The sequence below is a fragment of the Vulgatibacter incomptus genome (assembly GCF_001263175.1).
Lineage (GTDB): Bacteria > Myxococcota > Myxococcia > Myxococcales > Vulgatibacteraceae > Vulgatibacter > Vulgatibacter incomptus.
Genome location: NZ_CP012332.1, coordinates 4,037,447 through 4,056,443 on the forward strand (window position 1 = coordinate 4,037,447; position 18,997 = coordinate 4,056,443).

Here is an 18,997-nt window from a genome sequence, read left to right on the forward strand (position 1 = left end):
TGGTGTCAGTCGTCCGTGCGGGCGCCGAGGAGGCCCATCGCGCGGGCCGTCCTCGTGGAGAGATCTTCGTCCTGGAGCTCCTTCGCCACCAGGTGCAGCCGCGCCTGCGCCTCGGGGTCGAAGGGGTTGACGGAGATCGCCGCTTCGAGGAACGCGCGCGCCTCCGCGTTCTTCCCGTCCTGCATCGAGGCCCGCGCGAGGTTGAGGTTGGTGAGGGGATCGGTCGGGTAGAGCCTGCGCGAGGCCTGGAGCACCCGCGTCGCCTTCTCGTTCTCCTTCAGCTCCAGGAGCGCGATCGCGTACTTGTTCGAGAGGCTGGGGAACTGCGCGCCCACCCGCGCCACCGCCTCCTCGTACTTGGCGGCGGCGGCCGCCGTCTTGCCGCGGGCGCGGAGCAGCTCGCCCAGGTGCGCCGCCCGGCGCGCCGGCGCGTCCTTGATCTGCCGAAACTCAGAGAGGTCCGTGAGGTCGCGGAAGCCCCCCTTCTCCGCGGCCTCCTTCGGGCTGGGCTCGTCCGGAGCGTCGTCCTTGAACTTCAGGTGGAGGCTCTCCATCGACGCCGCCTCCTTCGGATACGTGCGCCCGTCGAGCCAGGTCTTCCACGTGCTCTCGAAGCGGGGGAACGATCCGCCGAAGAGCTTGCCCACGGCGTCGCGATCGCTCGCGCCATCCCGCAGGGCCCCGAGGATCGAGGCGATGTTCTTTTGATCCTTTCCGTAGACGAACTCCATCGCCGAGAAGACCTCGGCGAAGGCGAGGGCCGCGTCTTCCGCCGTAGGCAGGAGCGCGATCGAGGGGTGCATCTTCTCGAAGGGGATCAGCTTCTTCGCCTTCACCGCGTCGCGGAGCAGCGCCTGCGAGGGGAGCTGGAGCGCCTGCCCGGGCTCGCCCCGCCAGGCGGTCTCGAGGAACTTGGCGATCCCCTCGTGGAGCCAGATCGGCGTGCGGTTCGCGGTCTTGCGGGTGACGATCAGGTGCACGAGCTCGTGGGAGAGGGTGTCGCGCCAGTCGTAGCCGCGGGCGAGGGCCTTCGGGCTCGTGATCATCAGCTTGTCGAACTTGCAGATCGCGATGGTACCGGTGGTCTTGATCGCCTCCAGGGAGAGGGTCGAGACCTGGGCGAGCTCGTTCGCGTCGGCCACCACCTCCACGCGGATCTTCGCGCCCTCGGGCCTGTAATCGACGATCTCACCGATGGCGGCGTACGCCTGCTCGAGGGTCTGGAGCGCCCAGGGCACGAGGATCTCGTCCTTGCCCGCCGGGTAGCGGAAGACGAAGTGCTCGCTCTCGGCCTCGATGTAGGCGTGGGTGATCCGCCCCGTGTCCCGCGCCACCTGGAGGAAGCTCCCGGGGCCGTCGGAGGCGCCCGCCTCCTCCAGGAGCCGCACTGCGCCGTCGTAGTCGCCCTGGTGGAGGAGCACGCGGCCGAGGAGGTGCGCGATCTTCGGCTCCGCGGGGTGCGCGCGGCGGAGCTCGTCGGCGAGGGCCCGGGCCGTCGGGAGATCCCAGGCCGCCAGCGCGTTCTCCGCCGAGACGAGGGCGCCCTGTGCCCACGCGGGGAGCGCGAGGGCGATCGCCACGATCGCGAATGCAGCCCGCAGCGCAGCGCGCGCGATCGTCGTCCGCCGCGCCTCGCGAGGCGCACCAAAAGCCGTACTCGCGAGAACCCGACTCACTTCACGATCTCCTGGTAGTAGTCGCGCACCGGATCCTGGAAGCCCTCCGGCGCATCCTTCTTCATTGCGTCCAGGATGTCCTTCCGGAACTCCTCCGGCGCCTTGTATTGGTCGGCGTTCGGGATCGCGACCTTCTCCTTGCCGTCGAACTGCCCGCGCCCGCCGCTCTTCCCGCCGTTGCCGGAGGCGAAGGGCACCGGAACGCCCGAGCCCCCGCCACCGGACTTCGAGGCGTTCTCCTTGGCCTGCTCCATCCCCGCCTTGAGCGCCTGGAGGTGCTCGCGCGCGCTTCGCTCCGACGCCAGCGCGCCGCCCGGATCGTGTCCCCGAAGCTTCGACTCCGCCTCGGCCATCGAGCGGCCGGCGCCCGACATCCGCTGCCGCGCCTCGTCGTCGAAGATCGGCGCCTGCTGCCCGATCTTCTGCGCCTGCCCCTGGAGCTGCTCCATCCGCTGGCCGAGCTCCGACTGCCGCTGGGCCAGCCGCCGGGCCCGCTCCTGCTGCTCGCCGCTCATCCGCTGCGAGGGGCTCGACACGAGCTGGTCCAGCTTCTCCTTCACCTCGCGCACCAGCGGCGTCGCCTGGCTCGCGTGGCCGTGCAGCTTGCCGAAGGCCTCCGCCTCCGAGGCCGCGAAGCGGTCGCGCATCGCCATCGCCAGCTCCTGCTCGAGCGACTGGGCATGGGCGAGGGCGCTGGCCGCGCTCTCCTGGGCCGCGTCGAAGTCCTTCGCCGCCAGGGCGTTCTGCAGATCCTCCAGCCGCTCGGTGGCGCCGCCCAGGTCGTCCACCATCCGGTAGGGCATCCGCGCCGCGGGGATCTTCGCCAGGTGCGCCCGCGCCTGCTCGATCTTCGCGCGCAGCTCGCCCAGCAGATCGCCGCCCTGCTGCCCGAGCTTCTGCCGCAGCGCATCGGCCTGCTCGCGCTTCAGGTTCTGCGTGGCCTTGGCGAGCTCGTCCTGATCGCGCTCCAGCTCGTTGAGATCCTTCTCGAACTTCTCCATGTCGTCGGCGAGCTGCTGCATTGCCGGGTCGTTCTCCACCTGCCCCTTGGTGGCGTCGTTGAGAGCGCGCGACATCTCGTCCAGGCGCTGGCCGAGCTTCTGGAGCTCCGACAGCGCCTCGTCCGTCTTGCCCTCCGCCATCAGCCGCTCGACCTCGTCGAGCTGGCTCATCATATCGCGCTCCTTCGAGAGCGCCTGCATCGCCTCGGCGTTCAGGTGCTCGTCCTGGATCCCCTTGCCCAGGCGCGACATGCGCTTCATCAGCTCCGCCATCCGGCCCTTGAGCCGCGAGAGCTCCTGGCGGATCGCCTCCTTCGCCTCGTCGCCGGGAGCGCCGCGGTACTGCTCGAGGAGGTTCGCGAGCTCCCGCCTTCCGGAGGCGAGCTCCTGCGAGAGCTCCTCGAGCTCCACCAGCCGCTGCCGGTCGAGGAGCGCCTCCAGGTAGAGGACGCCCTGTTCGAGCTCGCGCTGCTCGTCGCCCTCGGCGGCGTCGAGGCGCGGAAGGAGCGCGTCTCTGGCGCGGGGCGTGCTCTGCCGCGCCCGTCCGCGAAGCTCCCTCGTGGCGAGGCCCTTCGTCGCGAGCGTATTTCCAAGGTTCCGCACAGCGGCGAGGAGCTCCTGCGGCGCGAGCTCGTCCTCCGAGAGCGCCTTCGCCACGTCCTGCAGCGTCGACGTCACCTCGCGCACGCCGTCGTCCGCCGGCTGGCCGGCCTCCACCCGGGCCTCCGGCGCGACCTTCCGCGGCCCCTCGCGCGGCGTGATCCGATCGCCGAGCACGAGGATCATCTTCTCCCAGGCCTCCTCCACCTTCGCGATCAGCTCGCGCCGGTGCTCCGCCTCCGAGAAGATCTCGATCCGCTGCGTGCGGCTCTGGCCCCACTTGGGCCCGCTCACCGCGTCGTTGTCCTTCGCCCGCAGGTAGTAGGTGATCGCGTCTCCGGGGCGAACACCCAGGGTCGACATCTCCCACACATGGCTGCCGCCCGCCCGCGGCTTGGGCTCGGACCAGGATCCCACCGGGATCCGCTGCTCCTCGCCGCCGGCCACCTGGTAGACGAGCTCCACCGCGGCGACCCCGAAGTCGTCCTCGGCCTCGAAGCGCAGCTCCACCGAGTCACGCTCCGTCACCACGAGCTGCGCCACCGGCGCGTCGATCGAGATCGTCGGGATCCCGTCCTCCACCACGGTGATCGGGATCGCCGGGCCCGTGGCGAGGGTCCTGCCGCGCTCGTCCTCGAAGCGGAAGGCGTAGCTCCCGGACCCCTGCACCGCGAGGCGGCCGGAGAGCTGCCGGCCTCCCTCGACGTCGAGCGCGGTGGCGGCGCCGCCCGTCTCCAGCCACGCCTTCGCCACCTGGCGGTCCGCGCGGGTCTCGAGGTGCACCTCCGTGCCGCGAAGCGCCGTGATCTCGCCGTTCGTGCCCTGGACCGTCTTCGGCGGCAGGCCCGTGTAGCGCGGGTAGACGTAGGTGAGGGCGATGTCGCCGGTGATCGGCGAGACCTTCGGCGCGGGCGTGCCCTGGGTACCGGGGCCGAGGACCAGGGCGCGAAGGCCCGTCGACATCTGGGGCGACGCGACCAGCGCCAAGAGGAAGAAGAGCGCTCCGCCGCCGGCAGCGACACTGGCCGGTCGGAGTGAACGGAGCGGGAAGGCGGCGTTGGGCCCCACAAGGATCGTGCGGCGCGCTGCGTCGTCGATGTGCGCCCGGGCGAGGGTCTCCGAGAACGGGAGCCGGTCGCGCTCCGGCCGATTGCGCTCCTGCCGATTGCTGCCCGGCCGATTGCTGCCCGAAAGCGCCGCCGCGAGCTCGACCGCGGTGGTGAGGCCGGCGGCCCTGGGATCCCGATCCTCCAGCTCCCGGGCCAGCGCCGCGTCCGACCTGCCGCCGGCCCGCCGGCTGGCCACGATCGCCGCCGCGGCCACCACCGCGACCAGCGCGAAGCCCGCCACGCCCCGCACCGGGTCGCCCAAGCCGAAGCCCAGGGCGAGGGAGGCCAGGGCCACCACCGCCAGCGCCGCCAGGCCCCCGACGAGAGCGACCTCACCGCCGCGGACCAGCCAGGCGCGGCGCCTGAGCCGCGAGATCACGAGCGCGAGCGAGGCGGTCGAGACCGCCGGGTCCATCGCCTCTGGGTGAGGCTCCTGCGAGTGAGGCTCTCTCGGAGCATCGGACGGAAGGATCGGGTCGGTCATCGGGCGGGTGGACAGATTCGGGGAATGGTGCTCGGCGGCCGCTGGGCAACCGGGACCGGCCGCGGGCCATTCCCCCGCTCCCATGCCTCGGCTACGGCAGCGATCGTATCATCGAACACCTCGGAACTCCTGGACTTTCACGACGCCGGCTCCTTGCCGCGCCGCGCCGGGCCGTGCTAGCGTCGAACCGCTTTCCCCGGGGAATGAGCCGATCCCCCGAGGAGGGGCGTCCGGTGAATTTTCGGGGCGGACCCGCGTCCAACCCGATGTGACTGGTGCCGAGCTCATCTCCGCCGTGGCGAACCACCCGAGGGCTGCAAGAGGTCAGCTCCCTCGTGGTCTCGCGATCGGCGGCCTGGGTCCGGCCCGGTCGTTCGAGAGTCCGCGGACGCCCCATGCGCCTCGTTTTCCTCGTCACGCGACGGGACCGTTCGAATCCCGTCACCTAGCGGAGCCGAAAAGGTTGGAACTCGACGACCTGGCATTGGTGCGCCGCTACCAGGAGGGCGATCAACGTGCATTCAAGCTGCTGGTCGAGAAGTACCAGCGCAAGGTGTACGCCGTGGCGAACGCCATGGTGAAGGATCGCGAGGAAGCCCTCGACATCTCGCAGGAGGCCTTCGTCAAGGTCCACCGCAACCTCGCCCACTTCAAGGGCGAGTCCTCCTTCTATACGTGGCTCTACCGGATCACCCGGAACCTCGCGATCGACAAGCTCCGGGCCAAGCGCAACGAGGCGGTGGCGTTCGACGACGCGCTCGGCACCGAGGATCGCGCGGAGCCCGGCTTCATCGCGAGCGCGCTCGGGTCGAACCCCCAGAAGACCGCGCTGCGGCGGGAGCTGGCCGAGAAGCTGAACCACGCGCTCTCGCAGCTCCCGGAGAAGCACCGTGAGATCCTCGTCCTGCGGGAGGTCGAGGGCATGAGCTACGAGGATCTCGCCGAGACCCTCGAGATCCCGAAGGGCACGGTGATGAGCCGTCTCTTCCACGCCCGCTCGAAGATGCAGAAACTCCTCGAGGACTACCTCGGGGAAGACCGAATGGCGCTCGCCTCCGGCGAGGACGAAGGGTAGCGATGATGGAGCCACGAGATGATCTGGAGCTGCTCCTCTCGGCCTACGCCGACGGAGAGCTCTCGCCCCAGGATGCCGAGCGGATCGAGGCGCTCCTCGCCTCGGACGACGATCTCGGCGACCGGCTCGCCGACCACCGCGCCCTCTCTGCGGCGCTGCGGGGGATCGGGGAGGACGCCGCCGACGAGGTGGACTTCAGCGGCTTCGCCGACGCGGTGATGGCGCAGATCCCGCCGTACGTGCCGCCGCTCTCCGTCCGCCTCCGCCGCCTGGTCGCGCCCCTCCTCGACCAGGGCCGGTGGCGCTTCGCCCTCGGCGCTTGCGGAGCCGCCGCAGCGGCGCTGGCGATCACGCCGTTCGTCCTCGACCGCGATGCCGGCGTCGCGATCCCGCCCGGGCTGCTCTTCGCCGGCGACCCCTCCGCGGTCAACGTGATCTCCCTCGACGCACAGGGCGATCACGAGACCATGCTCTTCAAGACGTCCGGGGGGACCACCATCATCTTCGTGCAGGAAAGCCGATGACCCCTCTTCGCTCGCTCCTTGCCGCAGGCTTGCTCCTCTGCGCCTTCGCGCCGGCCAAGGTCCTCGCCGCACCTGCCGCGACGGTAGCGGTGGACGTGGTCCTCGCCAGCAAGCAGCCCGGTGACACCGACCCGCGGCTCGCGAAGTTCCGCACGCAGTTCGCCGACTTCGCCTACAAATCCTTCAAGCTCGTCGGCAGCCGGCTGATCACGGTGGAGGAGAAGCAGTCCACCCAGGTCGACCTCGCCGGCGACCACAAGCTCAGCGTCACCTTCACCAAGTTCGAGGCGAACGGCCGCGCCAAGCTCAAGCTGGCGGTGCCCGGCGTGATGGACACCACCATCTCCCTCGCCCGGGACGGCTCGGTGGTCGTGGGCGGCCCGGCGCTCAAGAGCGGCGACGGGGTGCTCTTCGTGCCGGTGACGCTGGTCGAGGTGAAGTAGGGGACAGAGCCCGGCTTCAGGTCGGGCTGGCCGAGGTGAGCGCGAGATCGCCGCGCCAGGCCGTCACTTGCGTCGAGACGCCGCCCGCTCCTCGGGCTTGCGCTTCCGCTTCTTCTCCTCCACGAGATCGAGATCGGCGTCCGGCCCGCCTTCCGCGCGGAGGCTGCCGCGCTTGCGCACGAATCGGTAGGCCACGAGCATCGTGCCGAACGAGAGCAGCTTGTTGTCGGTGAGCCCCAGCGGCACGAAGATCGCCTGGAGGTCCGCGAGCTCAGCCCGATCCTCCGGCGGAGGCAGCCCGTCCACAGTCGCGTTCCGGCGCGGCACCGCCACCCAAAGCGACGAGACGTCCGCGAGGTTGTGGGCGAAGGCCGCGAGCGCCGGCACGTCTGCCTTCGAGAGCGCGTAGATGATCGTCAGCGCCGCGTTCGGCACGGGAGCGCGGGCCGAGACGACGCGGCAGCCCGCGAGGCGCAGAGGGGCGGCCAGGAGAAAGATCTCCGGAGCCAGCGCCACCTTGCAGCCCGGGGCCACGCCGAGCTTGGGGACGAGCTCGCTCGGATCGCGATCGATCATCGCACCTCCCTACTTGGGGCGGACGCCGTGGAGAAGACTGAAGAAGAGCTCCGCCACCTCCGGCGGCGCGGTCGTGCCGAACTGCTCGAGGGTCCAGGCTGCGCCCCTGGTGGCGCGGATCTCGACCTTGTGATGGGTGCAGCCGTGCGATTTTGCACAGGCGGGATCGCCGTAGCGCTCCCCGGCGAAGGCCCGGGCCTTCTCGGTGGCCTCCACCAGGGCGGTCATCGCGATCGGCCCCAGGGTGAAGGCGCGGGGGCCCGTTCCGGTGTCGAGGGTGCCCGTCCCGTCGTAGCGAAGCGTCGCGCGCGCCGGCGGGATCCCCTCGTCGCCGGGGCCCGGCTCGAAGGTCCACGCGATCTCGGCGAGGCCTTCGCCGGGGGGAGCGGACGTGTGCTTGCAGCCCGCCAGGGCCGCCGTCAGCCCCAACGCGACGAGGACGATGCGCATCGGAGGGATTGTAGCGTGGGCCTCCCCGCCGCGCCCCAAAAAGCCCCTTGGCCGGCCTGGGTCTGCGTGGCGGGCGACGTTCGGCGGCTCCAGGCTGGATCTTTCGCGTGGCGGCGACGCCCGGCGGGGTGGGGCGCGGCCGAGCGGGTCGTTTGCGTCCCGTCGCGCGTTCAGTTGCCCGAAGCGGCGCGCTCGAGGCGCTCGGCCTCGATGGCCTCCTTGGCGGCCCGATCGCGGTCGGCCTGGCGGGAGAGGCGCTCGCGGGCGGTGCGGGCTGCCGGCGTGTCGCCGAGGCGGTCGAGCTCGCTCTTCGCCTCCGACGTCCGGTCCAGCTTCAGCAGCACGTCGGCCAGGGCGATCCGCAGGCCCTCCCGATCGGGGGCCAGGCGAGTCGCGAGCCGGAGCTCGTCGCGGGCCTTCAGGAAGGCGCGCTGCTCTCGGAACGCACGAGCCCGCAGCTCGTGGTAGGCGACGCGGGTCGTGACCGGGACGGTGACGCTCAAGCCGCTCAGCGCCTCCAGGGCCTCGGCGGGCCGCTTCTCTGCGAGCTCGAGCTGGGCCAGGCCGAACACCAGGGAGGTCGAGCCCCTCAGGCGCTCGAGGCCCTCGGCGTAGCGCGCGCGGGCCTCGTCCTTGCGCCCCAGGGCCGCGAGCGCGCGGGCCTCGTTTGCCCAAGCGGCGTCGGATTCCGGGTTCAGCCCGCGCATCCGAAGCGCGTGGGCCAGCGCCTCCTCGTGGCGGCCGGCGGTGGTCTCGAACCAGTAGAGCGCCTGTAGGAGGCCCTCGTCCTCGGGCGAGAGCTCCAGCGCGCGGGACGCCACCGCGATCGCGTCATCGCTGCGCTGCAGCTTCGCGAGGGCGTGCGCCGCCTGCCGCGCCGGCTCTGCCTCCGAGGGCGCGGCCTCGAGGATCGCCTCCGAGTCGGGGTAGATCTCCACTACCCGCGTCATGGTCTGCGTCCCCAGCCGCGCCGCCGTCCGGTACTCGAGGAGCGCCTGGCCGTTGCGGCCGAGCCGCGCGAGGGCCTCTCCCGCGAGGAGGTGACCCCTTGGACCGTGGGGCTGCACGGTGAGGAGGAGGTTGATCCACGGGAGCGCCCGCTTCGGCCCTTCGGCCTCCGAGAGCAGGCGCGTCGCCATCAGATCGAGCGGGAGGTGATCCGCGGGCCGCTTCTCCAGCGCCGCGTGCACCAGGGGCTCGAGCTCGGCGGAGTCCTTGGCGCCCTCCGCCTTCGCCACCAGTCGGTCGCCGTCCTCGTCCAGGCCGGGCCAGGCGGCAGCGGCGCCAAGCGTGAATATGATTGCTACGGATAGTGCGAGCACCAGCCCCGGCCGCGGGATGCGCGAGCCGAAAGCGGCGCGTGCGCCGACCGGGTGGCCGGCGTAGGGCGTGACCTCCAGCTCGTCGTCCACGGCCCGTGCGGCAGAGGTCTCCTCCGAGCGCCGGCTGCGGCCCTTCCTCGCGGCAGCGAGGAGCGCGATCATCGCCAGGCCGCAGGCGTGCTGGAGGCTGAAGTCTACCAGGCTCTGCAGCCCCAGGGCGAAGCAGCCCGCCGCGGCGCCCGCCTCCGCCCACGACTTCCGGCCGCGGACCGCGAGGCCCAGCCAGGCCACGCCGATCACGACGAGCAGGAGCCCGCCCACGACGAATCCGAGCTCCGCCAGCGCCTGCACCGGCTCGTTCTCCACGTGGGTGAACCACATCCCGGGGAAGGGCTTCTCCTGGTAGAGCCGGCCCGCCGTCTCGAAGGCGCCCTTGCCGATCCCCGCGAGCCCGCCCGCCTTCGCCGCGCGCCAGCCGGAGGAGAGGGCCTCGAGCTTCGCCTCGTCGTTCTCGGGATCCAGGGCGAGGATCGTCGCGATTCGCGTCAGGATCCGCGGAAACTCCAGGTAGATCCAGACCGCCACGCCGCCGGCCAGCGCGCTCGCCGCGCCCAGGGTGAGCCAGCTCCGCCAGCCCTCCGACTCGCGTCGGCGCCCCGAGCCGAAGGCGAGCGCCGGCACGAGCACCACTCCCGCCACGAGGCCCACGAAGCCGCCGCGGGACGCCGAGAGCACCGTGCCCGCGGCGCACGCCACGAACGACGCCGCCCAGGCGATCCGCATCCACCGGCGCTCCGTCGCCGCCGCGAGCCCCAGCGCGATCAGCCCGCCCAGGTTCAGGAAGCCCGCGAGGTGGTTCCGGTTCCCGAAGGTGGAGCGGATCGGGTTCGCCGCCTGGAACTCGTAGAGGCCGAAGAGGCTGCGCTTCTCGCCGGCGAAGAAGTGGCCCAGGCCCACCGCCGCCACCACGCCCGCCGTGATCGCCACGTAGAGGAGGAGGCGCTGCCGGGCGCCGCGGGCCGTCGCCGCGCGATGCTGGAAGACCATCGCGATCGCCGCCCACCCCAGCCACTTGGCCAGCTCCGCCGCTGTGGCCGGCCGGTCCAGGGTGATCGGCCGCCAGCTGCCGGAGCCGTCGAAGAGGGTGAGCTCCGCCACCCGCGCCGTCTCCGGCGCGATCAGCCGCAGCGCTCCCGGCGGGAGCGGCACGAGCTGGAGCGCGATCGCCGCGCAGACGCCCAGGAGTGCCAGCGGCAGCCAGCCCACCCTGGGGAAGCGTCCGTCCCGGCCCACGACCAGCACGCCGAGGGCGATCACGCCGACGCCCGAGACCGCCAGCATCGCGGGCAGGTGCACCATCCCAAGCGCCAGGGGCGCCGAGATCAGCGCCGCCGCGGCCAGCGCTTCTGCAACCCCGTTGGGGCTCCAATGAACTCTCATCTCAGGGACCGATTTTGGACCCGGATGGGTCGCATGATAAAGTCCAAAAGATGAAATCGACCACGCTGCGCTCCGTCCTCATCGGGCTCGCCTTGTCCGCGGCCGCCCACGCCTCGGCTCTCACTCAGCCCGGGGAGACCGCTCCGATCCCCGACGGCTTCAACCTCCTCGACTTCCTCGTGGGGGAGGGGGAGCCCTTCGCCGGGGCCAGCAAGGCCGAGAAGCTCCTCGATCTTCAGAGCCGGGTGGCGACCACCCCGCAGCGCTTCAACCCCAACTGCAGCCTCACCTTCAAGGTGATCGGGAGGGGTGCCGGCCAGCACAACAGCTTCGGCTGGTACAACATCACCGGCAGCCGGCCGGAGCCGGGCGATCTACACGAGTTCCTCTCCTGTGACGACGGCGTCGGCACCCTGAAGACCCTCGACATCGCCGCCGATCCCGCCTACCGCGGCGGCGAGATCGGCTTCTTCATGGCCACCACCCAGAAGCGCAACGCCGACGGCACGCCGGGCAGCGGCCTCATGACCGGCAACTGCGTGAAGTTCGACCCCACCGGGCCGCGCGACTCCACCCTGGGCTTCCTCTACTTCTCCGAGCCCCAGTGGAACGACGACAACAAGGGGGCCAACAGCTTCATCCACCTCCTCATCCTCGATAGCGGCGTCTACGACCAGGCCTTCTACTTCGGGTGGGAGGACCTCCACTCCGGCGGCGACAACGACTTCGAGGACATCCTCACCCGCGTCGAGGGCATCACCTGCTCCGGCGGCGGCGCCGACTGCGACACCGGCCTGCCCGGCGTCTGCGGCGCCGGCACCATGCAGTGCCGCAACGGCAGGCTCGCCTGCGCCCCCCAGGTGAAGGCCAAGGCCGTCGAGCTCTGCAACGGCCTCGACGACGACTGCGACGGCGTCATCGACAACGACGCCATCTGCCCCGACGGGCAGATCTGCCACCGCGGCGCCTGCGTCGCCAAGTGCTTCCCCGGCGAGTTCGGCTGCTTCGGCGGCACCGTCTGCGACGACGGCGTCTGCGTCGAGCCCGCGTGCGCCGGCGTCAGGTGCACCGATGGAGCCATCTGCGTGGACGGGGAGTGCAAGGCCCCCTGCGACGGCGTCACCTGCCCGATGGGCCACGTGTGCAGGGTCGGCGCCTGCGTCGATCCCTGCCAGGGCGTCGAGTGCGACGCGGGGCAGGTCTGCGACGCCGGCGTGTGCAAGGACGCCTGCGGCTGCGCACCGTGCCCGGATGGGACCGTGTGCGCCGCCGACGGCCGCTGCGCGGCGGTCGACTGCGCTGGCGTCGAGTGCGCCTCCGGCTTCGTCTGCCGCGGCGGCGAGTGCATCGACGCTTGCGCCGGCGCGGTGTGCCCCGGCGGCGAGGCCTGCGTGGCCGGTGCGTGCGTGCCCATGTCCGGCACCGGCGGATCTGGCGGATCGACCGGCACGGGCGGCTCCGGGCAGGGCGGCACCGGCGGCAGCTCCGGCTCCGGTGCCGGCGGTAGCGGCGGCGGTGGCCCGGGGGCGGGCGGTTCCGGGAGCGCCGCCGACGGCGCCAAGGACTCCAGCAGCTGTGGCTGCTCCGCCGGCGAGAGCGGTGCTGGCCTTGGCCTCCTGGCGCTGGCGCTCCTCAGGCGCCGGCCTGCTGTGGCCCGCGTGCGCCGGTAACGGACCGTTGGGTCGACAGTGTCTCGCGGCCCCGGTCGGCCGATCGCCGCGTGGGCGATCGGCCCGGGCCGGGGATCAGGCCGCGGACGAGCTGTCGCCGTAGTACCCGTAGCGCTTGTAGCTGTAGTAGCCGTACTCCTGGCTGCCCAGGTCCACGTCGTTCAGGACCGCGCCCAGGAGCGGGGCGTTCACGTCGCGCAGGGAGCGGAGCATCCGCGCGGCCAGGTCCTTCGTCGTCTTCTTGTAGCGGGCGACGAAGATCACCCCGTCCACCTGCGACGAGAGCACCGCCGCGTCCGCCGCCGCGATGAGGGGCGGCGAGTCGAGGATGATCCGGTCGAAGCGCGTTCCGAGCTCCTCCAGGAGCTCCTTGAAGCGCGCCGTGTGCAGCATCTCCGCCGGGTTCGGCGGCACAGGCCCGCAGGGCAGCAGCGAGAGTCCCGCGACCTCGGTGCTCTTCAGGGCGTCCTCCAGCCGCGCCTCGCCCACCAGCAGCGTCGAGAGGCCGCGCTCGTTCGACACGCCCACCGCGCGGTGCAGGCGCGGGCGGCGCATGTCCGTGTCGATCAGCAGGACCTTTGCGCCGTTCTGCGCCATCGCCACCGAGAGGTTCAGCGCCACCGACGACTTGCCCTCCTGCGGGCTCGTCGACGTCACCATGATCCGGCGCTGCTCCCTGTCCGGCGACATGAAGAGCACGTTCGTGCGCACCGAGCGGATCGCCTCCGCCTGCGCCGACTTCGGGTTGCGCGCCACGAACATGTCCCGCGCCGGGTCGTCCGTGCGGTCGTCGGCCTTCGCCCCCGCAGGCGCCAGCGTCGGCAGCATCCCGAGGAAGGGCACCTGAAGCACCTGCTCGATCTCGTCCTCGCTCTTCAGCGTGTTGTCGAGCATCTCCGCGAGGTACGCCGCGCCTACGCCGCCGAAGAGGCCCAGGAGCAGCGAGAGCGCCAGCACCAGCGCCGGCCTCGGCTTCACCGGCTTCAGCGGCGCCACCGCGGCGTCCAGGAGGCGGACGTTGTTCGCCTTCATCATCACCGCGAGGTCCGCGTCCTTCAGGCGGGAGAGCACCAGGTTGTAGAGGCGCTCGTTGTTCGACTGGTCGCGCTCCAGCTTGCGCTGATCGATCTCCCTCTTGTTCACCTCGAAGGCCTCGGCCTTCAGGCCCTCGATCAGCTGCTCCAGCGACGCCTGCGTGCCCAGGAGCTCGCGGTGCTCCGAGCGCAGCGACGCCACCGTCGTGCCCATCTCGTCCACGATCCGGGCCTGCAGCTTCGAGAGCTTCTCCTGCGACGCCAGGCGGGCAGGGTGCTTCTCCAGGTAGCGCTCCTCGATCGCCGTCGCCTCGCCCTCGAGCTTCGCGTACTCGTTCCGGAGGTTCGAGAGCATCTGGTTCGCCGCCACCATCCGCAGCTTGCGCGCCCAGAGCGGATCCGAGGGGCTCTCCTTCTTCGCCCGATCCGCCTCCGCGATCGCCGACTCCAGCTCCGCCCGCCGCGACATCACCTGCGTCAGCGACTCCGACAGGGTGTTCAGGCGCTTCGAGAGGATGCTCTGGCGGTCCTCCAGCGAGGTGGAGAGGATGTCGTTCTCCTTGCGGAAGTCGTAGAGCTTCAGCTCGGAGGCCTCCAGCTTCGACTTCAGGTCCGCCATCTGGTCCGCCAACCAGGCGGAAGCAGCGCGGGTGCCCTCCATCCGGCGGTCCAGATTGCTCTCGACGTAGGCCTCCACCACCGCGTTCGCGAGCTCCGCCGCGCGGGCGGGATCGCGGTCGTCCACAGTGATCTGCGTGAGCTGGGAGTTCTTCACCGGCTCGATCCGCAGGGCGTCCGAGAGCACTTCAACCGGGACGATTTTCTCCAGCGCCTGCGCGCGCTTGTCGGGATCCTCGATGTTCGCCACGCCGAGGAAGTCGAGGTCGCGGTCCAGACCCTTCTTGTCCACGACGCGCTGCAGCACCTCGCGCGAGGCGAGGACCTTGTACTGGGTCTCCAGGAAGTCCTTGTTCGACCAGTAGTCCGTGCCGGCGAAGTCCACCTGCTCGGTCTTGTCGCCCAGCAGGCGGGACGAGGACGACTCGATGATGATCGAGCTCTGCGCTCGGTAGACCTTCGGCGAAACGAGGAGGAAGCCGGCGCCGGCGAGGAGCGCCGCCAGCGTCACGCCCCCGATGAGCCAGGCGCGCTTGCGGAGGATCTTCAGGTGCTCGCGAAGATCGATCTCCAGCTCCGCCCCCGCCTCCTGGGCTGGGGCGGACCACTTCTGCTCGGCTCCTGGGTTCATCGCGCGCTTCCTTCCCCGCCCCCGGGCGCGGGATAGTCCAAAATCGCGCTTTTACCTGGGAGGGGGTAGCGGCGCAACCGGTGGTGTCGTCGACGGCGGAAGGGCTACCGCCTTGTTCGGCCGGGCGGAACGCCCATGCCATCAGCCGTGGCGCGGGCCTGGCGCTCGTCGAGCACCACCGGCGTGTACTCAGGCACGAGCCGCTGGAGGTCAGCGGCAAGCCCGCGTCCGCCACCGAAAGTAGCCGCAGGATCGCGTCAGGCAGGCCGGTGAAGAAGATCGGCCGGACCTTGCCGATGAACATCTTCGGGTGCCGGGCCTCGGGGCCAGGATCTCGCGGCCATGTTTGCCCGGGTCGTCGTCCAGGAAGCCCACCGGCTGGACCCCGAGGACCGGACGCAGGGCAGTCTCCCGCGCCACCACCAAACCCACCATCCCGGCGCCAATCCAGCATGGTGGATTGGCGTCGGCGGCCCAATGCACAGCGATCGATCTCTGCGGCAAGCAAAAGCCCTGCGGCCTCCGCACAGCGGCACGCATCCGACAGTGCTCAGGTTTAGTTGCGCCATCCCTTGATTATGGGACAGTATTCAAGGGAATACCCTCCTTCTTGCTTTGAGAATTCGCTCCGAGTAGGGTCCGCCACCGAACAGTTGCCCACCGGGTTGGACGTACCGGTAGGAGACTGGGGGCTCGAAGTGGGGGGTCGCAAGTGAAAGCGCCCAACGGCAGCGGAGTCGGCGTCTCAGGCCACCGCAGGAACATCCCTGGAGGAGTCGACGAGGGCGGTGCCTCGCGATGAGGACCGCTGCCGTCGCGTTTGGGTTGTCGCTTGGGATAGCCGCGGTCCTAACGCCTGTCATTCGCCAGTTGGCCCTGCGCTGGGGCTTCGTGGACCACGTCAGCTCGGCCCGGAAGATCCACGCGCGGCCGATTCCGCGCCTTGGCGGTGTCGCCATCGTTGCCGCCTTTTTCACTCCGCTTCTGGGCTTGCTCGTCCTCGAGAGCTCGACCGGACGGATGTTCCTTGCCGACCAGTCGCGAGCCTTGGGATTGTTCATTGGTGGGGCGGCAATCGCTGCGCTCGGGATCTACGACGACATTCGAGGCGCGAACGCTTGGGCAAAGCTTTGCATCCAGATCCCCATTGCGCTGTTGATGTTTCAGCTTGGCTTTCGGGTCGAGGTCATCGCCAATCCATTCGGTGAGCCGATTACGCTTGGGTGGCTGGCGTTGCCGATAACCATGATGTGGATCATCGGTCTCATCAATGCGGTCAATCTGATCGATGGCCTGGATGGCCTCGCGGGAGGCGTGGCGCTCTTCGCCATAGGCGTGACTTTCATCATCGCCGTGGCTCGGGGACAGCCCCTTATGGTGCTCTTCTCCGCCGCACTGGCAGGAGCCGTGCTGGGGTTCTTGTTCTACAACTTCAACCCCGCTACGGTTTTCATGGGCGACACGGGGAGCATGTTCCTGGGGTTCGTTCTGGCGACTACCTCCCTACAGGTTAACCAAAAGTCCTCCACCACGGTCGCACTGCTGATCCCTATCGTCGCGCTCGGCCTCCCAATCTTCGACACGTCGCTCGCCTTCTCACGCCGAATGTTGAGTGGCCGATCGCCATTCAGTGCCGACAGAGGCCATGTTCATCACCGCCTACTGGATGCTGGACTCAGCCACAGGCAGGCGGCGCTCGTCCTCTACGGATGCTGTATGGTCCTTTCCGTAGCAGCATTGACGCTCACGGTGGCAAACAATGTGGTAACGGCCGCGCTCTTAGCCTCCCTTCTCGTTGGAGCCGTCTCGTTTGCGCGAAAGCTGGGTTACGGGTTCAAACTGGATATGGCTGGGGAGGCAGATAGCTTCGAGGCGAACGTCTTGATGGACGTTAGCGACGTCTCCGCAAAGAATGACGAGATCACTCGCGCTACCGGCTAGCGACCCGCATGGGACGTTCGGTTGCCGTGCGGGTGGGGCGGAACCCGCTTGCCCTGCAGAGTCACAGAGAGCCTCGCATCCAGAAATATCAAGAGAAACGTCCGCCTCTTTAATGGAGCCGCACGCTTTTAGCTTCGGGCCTTTCTCACTCTGTCGTGGAATTGACGTTTGGTTAGGGACGTGTAAAAACCCACCACGAAATGCGCCAGCTTCTTCAGTCCCTAAATGACGGTTCACTTGAGGTCGTCGACGTTCCCGGGCCCAGGCCCAGGCGCGGTTGCGTCCACGTTGCGAACCTCGCCTCGGTCATCTCGCCAGGGACCGAGAAGCTGATCATGGACCTGGCGTCCAAATCCTTGATTGGTAAGGCGAAAGCTCGCCCGGACCTCGTGAAAAAGGTCCTGGCCAAGGTCCAGAAGGATGGCCTTTCGGCCGCATATCGGACCGTGACGGCGAAGCTCGGGGAGCCTGTACCGGTCGGATACGCCTGTTCAGGACGCGTGGTGGCCACCGGGGCCGGGGCCGAGGAGTTTCCAATTGGCAGCCTGGTCGCCTGCGCGGGGGCGGGCTACGCGAACCACGCGGAAGAGGTGGTCGTCCCTCGGAACCTAGTCGTTCGGGTTCCCGAGGGCGTCGAGGCCGAGGAGGCCGCGTTCGCCACCCTCGGCGCGATCGCTTTGCAAGGCGTCCGCATCCACCGGCCGGAGCTCGGAGAGTCCGTTGCGGTGATCGGCCTGGGCTTGTTGGGCCTCCTCACCGTCCAGCTCCTCAATGCCGCCGGCTGCCGTGTGATTGGCACCGATCCCTCGCCAGCGCGCGTAGATCTCGCCAAGGAGCTCGGTGCGACCGAGGCCTGGGTCCTCAACCGCGAAGACCTCGTCGACCGTTTCATCGATGCAACCGACGGCTACGGTGTCGACGGTGTCGTCGTAACGGCGTCGACTGCCGACAACGCACCCATGGTTCTGGCCGGCGACATCTGCCGGGATCGCGGTCGCGTCACCGTCGTGGGGGCGGTCAGAACGGAGTTCGACCGAAACCTCTATTACAACAAAGAGCTCGAAGTTCGCCTATCGCGCTCCTACGGACCCGGACGCTATGACCCCGCGTTCGAGGAACGCGGCGTTGAGTATCCGCGAGGCTACGTCCGCTTCACCGAGACCGAGAACCTGCGCAGCTTCCTGGAACTCGTCGCAGCGAAAAAGGTACGGCTCCAGCCTCTCATCACCCATCGGTACGATTTCGACGACTGCCTGAAGGCCTATGAGATGCTCAAGAGCGGCTCGGAGCCTTCGATGGGCATCATCCTCCGGTACAGGGGTGAGGTCTCCGCGCCCATCGAGCGCCTGGCCGCGAAGCCGCAGGCGAAGTCCATCGCTAAGGCGCGGCCTTCAGTCTCGTTCATCGGCGCCGGTGCCTTCGCCCGCGGCGTCCTCCTGCCCGCGTTCAACGGCAAGGTCGACCTCCGGGGCGTCACGACGGGCAGAGGCTTCACCGCCGCCTCGGTCGCGAAGGCCTTTCGGTTTGGCACGATCTTCGAGACCTCCTCCGCGATCATCGCGGACCAGGAGACCGACCTGGTTGTCATTGCGACACGCCACGACACGCATGCGCGCTTGACTGCGGAGGCGCTGGTCGCCCGCAAGCACGTCTTCGTGGAGAAGCCGCTCGCTCTCGACTTCGAGGGGCTCGCAGCGGTCGAGGCCGCTGCGGCACGCTCGCCTGGCGTCCTGCAGGTCGGCTTCAATCGGCGATTCGCTCCGATGGCGAAGCAGATGCGCGAGATGCGCGCCGCGAGCAGTTCGCCGGCGATGCTCTCCATCCGCGTGAATGCTGGCGCCCTTCCGCTTGGCCACTGGACCACGGACGACATCGAAGGTGGCGGCCGTATGGTTGGGGAGGGCTGCCACTTCGTCGATTTCGCTCGATACATCGTCGGTTCGCCTATCGAGTCGGTGCGGGCGACGGCGATGGGCTTCGGCCGCGAAGGCACTGCCACGGAGAACTTCCAGACGACGCTGTCGTTCGCCGATGGCTCGGTCGCCACCATTTTTTACACGGCGATCGGCGATGGAAGCTTCCCGAAGGAGCGGTTTGAGCTCTTCGTCGGCGGGAGCGTCTGCGTCATCGACGATTTCTCGAGCTTCGTGAAAATCGCTGCCGGAAAGAAGCAGAAGAGCCGCACCCTCGCGAAGGACAAGGGCCACGTTGCGCAGGTGGTCGCGCTGGTCGAGGCCATCAAGCAGGGTGGGGCTCCGCCGATTCCTGTCGAGGAGTTGTTCGAGGTGAGCCGTGCGACGCTAGCGATGCCGCTCGCGCTTCAGCTTGGAGAAACGGTCCGACTTGCGGACCTGGACGCAGGGGATAGCGCCCCGGCACCCGCGATCGCGGGCTAGTTGGGGA

Annotated in this window: 12 protein-coding genes; 6 read left to right on the plus strand and 6 right to left on the minus strand. The window is 69.6% G+C overall.

What is annotated here, in order from left to right; all coding sequences use genetic code 11:
• Positions 1 to 5: 5 nt before the first annotated feature.
• Together AKJ08_RS16985 and AKJ08_RS16990 are read right to left on the minus strand one after the other, a co-directional pair.
• Positions 6 to 1,676, minus strand: a complete 1,671-nt coding sequence (locus AKJ08_RS16985; protein WP_157370779.1) for a peptidase MA family metallohydrolase — start codon at positions 1,674 to 1,676, stop codon at positions 6 to 8.
• Entirely contained in the window at positions 1,673 to 4,801 is a 3,129-nt protein-coding gene (locus AKJ08_RS16990; RefSeq protein ID WP_050727160.1) for a DUF4175 family protein, read from the minus strand. Before AKJ08_RS16990 ends, AKJ08_RS16985 begins: the two co-directional genes overlap by 4 nt.
• 532 nt (positions 4,802 to 5,333) lie before the next feature.
• On the opposite strand from AKJ08_RS16990, the gene AKJ08_RS20000 reads away from it, so the two are divergent.
• Genes AKJ08_RS20000 through AKJ08_RS17005 form a run of 3 tightly spaced genes read left to right on the plus strand, consistent with a single transcriptional unit; the run spans position 5,334 to position 6,912 of the window.
• Positions 5,334 to 5,945: a sigma-70 family RNA polymerase sigma factor gene (locus tag AKJ08_RS20000; RefSeq protein ID WP_050727161.1), complete on the plus strand. Its 612-nt coding sequence runs from the start codon at positions 5,334 to 5,336 to the stop codon at positions 5,943 to 5,945.
• A gap of 2 nt (positions 5,946 to 5,947) precedes the next feature.
• Complete coding sequence (locus AKJ08_RS17000) at positions 5,948 to 6,469, plus strand: anti-sigma factor family protein (protein ID WP_050727162.1); 522 nt, start codon at positions 5,948 to 5,950, stop codon at positions 6,467 to 6,469.
• Positions 6,466 to 6,912 (plus strand): hypothetical protein, encoded by a 447-nt coding sequence (locus AKJ08_RS17005; protein WP_050727163.1) that lies wholly within the window; start codon positions 6,466 to 6,468, stop codon positions 6,910 to 6,912. The genes AKJ08_RS17000 and AKJ08_RS17005 overlap by 4 nt, the downstream gene beginning before the upstream one ends.
• Before the next feature lie 63 nt (positions 6,913 to 6,975).
• Here the strand turns inward: AKJ08_RS17005 and AKJ08_RS17010 are convergent, their stop codons facing one another.
• The 3 genes from AKJ08_RS17010 to AKJ08_RS17020 all read right to left on the minus strand — a co-directional run bounded on the left by AKJ08_RS17010 (position 6,976) and on the right by AKJ08_RS17020 (position 10,700).
• The gene (locus tag AKJ08_RS17010; RefSeq protein ID WP_050727164.1) at positions 6,976 to 7,488 is read right to left on the minus strand and encodes a hypothetical protein; all 513 of its coding nucleotides are present in this window, start codon (positions 7,486 to 7,488) and stop codon (positions 6,976 to 6,978) included.
• 9 nt (positions 7,489 to 7,497) lie between these two features.
• A complete protein-coding gene (locus AKJ08_RS17015) occupies positions 7,498 to 7,938 on the minus strand; it encodes a hypothetical protein (RefSeq protein WP_050727165.1) in 441 nt (146 codons plus the stop codon).
• A 170-nt stretch (positions 7,939 to 8,108) separates the two neighbouring features.
• A complete protein-coding gene (locus AKJ08_RS17020) occupies positions 8,109 to 10,700 on the minus strand; it encodes an O-antigen ligase family protein (protein ID WP_082343302.1) in 2,592 nt (863 codons plus the stop codon).
• A gap of 50 nt (positions 10,701 to 10,750) precedes the next feature.
• On the opposite strand from AKJ08_RS17020, the gene AKJ08_RS17025 reads away from it, so the two are divergent.
• Entirely contained in the window at positions 10,751 to 12,370 is a 1,620-nt protein-coding gene (locus tag AKJ08_RS17025) for a DUF4114 domain-containing protein (RefSeq protein ID WP_050727167.1), read from the plus strand.
• Between the two features lie 75 nt (positions 12,371 to 12,445).
• On the opposite strand, the gene AKJ08_RS17030 is transcribed toward AKJ08_RS17025, so the two are convergent.
• On the minus strand, positions 12,446 to 14,653 hold the full coding sequence (locus tag AKJ08_RS17030) for a GumC family protein (RefSeq protein WP_050727168.1): 2,208 nt from the start codon (positions 14,651 to 14,653) through the stop codon (positions 12,446 to 12,448).
• 798 nt (positions 14,654 to 15,451) lie between these two features.
• Here AKJ08_RS17030 and AKJ08_RS17035 point away from each other — a divergent pair.
• Both AKJ08_RS17035 and AKJ08_RS17040 read left to right on the plus strand, forming a co-directional pair.
• Positions 15,452 to 16,594: a glycosyltransferase family 4 protein gene (locus tag AKJ08_RS17035; protein ID WP_050727169.1), complete on the plus strand. Its 1,143-nt coding sequence runs from the start codon at positions 15,452 to 15,454 to the stop codon at positions 16,592 to 16,594.
• Between the two features lie 389 nt (positions 16,595 to 16,983).
• On the plus strand, positions 16,984 to 18,990 hold the full coding sequence (locus AKJ08_RS17040; RefSeq protein WP_169788862.1) for a bi-domain-containing oxidoreductase: 2,007 nt from the start codon (positions 16,984 to 16,986) through the stop codon (positions 18,988 to 18,990).
• Positions 18,991 to 18,997 lie beyond the last annotated feature (7 nt).

Coding starts and splice junctions, on each gene's coding strand:
- AKJ08_RS16990 (WP_050727160.1), bottom strand. CDS start 4,801: ATGGACCCGGCGGTCTCGACCGCCTCGCTCGCGCTCGTGATCTCGCGG.
- AKJ08_RS17000 (WP_050727162.1), top strand. CDS start 5,948: ATGATGGAGCCACGAGATGATCTGGAGCTGCTCCTCTCGGCCTACGCC.
- AKJ08_RS17005 (WP_050727163.1), top strand. CDS start 6,466: ATGACCCCTCTTCGCTCGCTCCTTGCCGCAGGCTTGCTCCTCTGCGCC.
- AKJ08_RS17010 (WP_050727164.1), bottom strand. CDS start 7,488: ATGATCGATCGCGATCCGAGCGAGCTCGTCCCCAAGCTCGGCGTGGCC.
- AKJ08_RS17015 (WP_050727165.1), bottom strand. CDS start 7,938: ATGCGCATCGTCCTCGTCGCGTTGGGGCTGACGGCGGCCCTGGCGGGC.
- AKJ08_RS17020 (WP_082343302.1), bottom strand. CDS start 10,700: ATGAGAGTTCATTGGAGCCCCAACGGGGTTGCAGAAGCGCTGGCCGCG.
- AKJ08_RS17025 (WP_050727167.1), top strand. CDS start 10,751: ATGAAATCGACCACGCTGCGCTCCGTCCTCATCGGGCTCGCCTTGTCC.
- AKJ08_RS17030 (WP_050727168.1), bottom strand. CDS start 14,653: ATGAACCCAGGAGCCGAGCAGAAGTGGTCCGCCCCAGCCCAGGAGGCG.
- AKJ08_RS17035 (WP_050727169.1), top strand. CDS start 15,452: ATGAGGACCGCTGCCGTCGCGTTTGGGTTGTCGCTTGGGATAGCCGCG.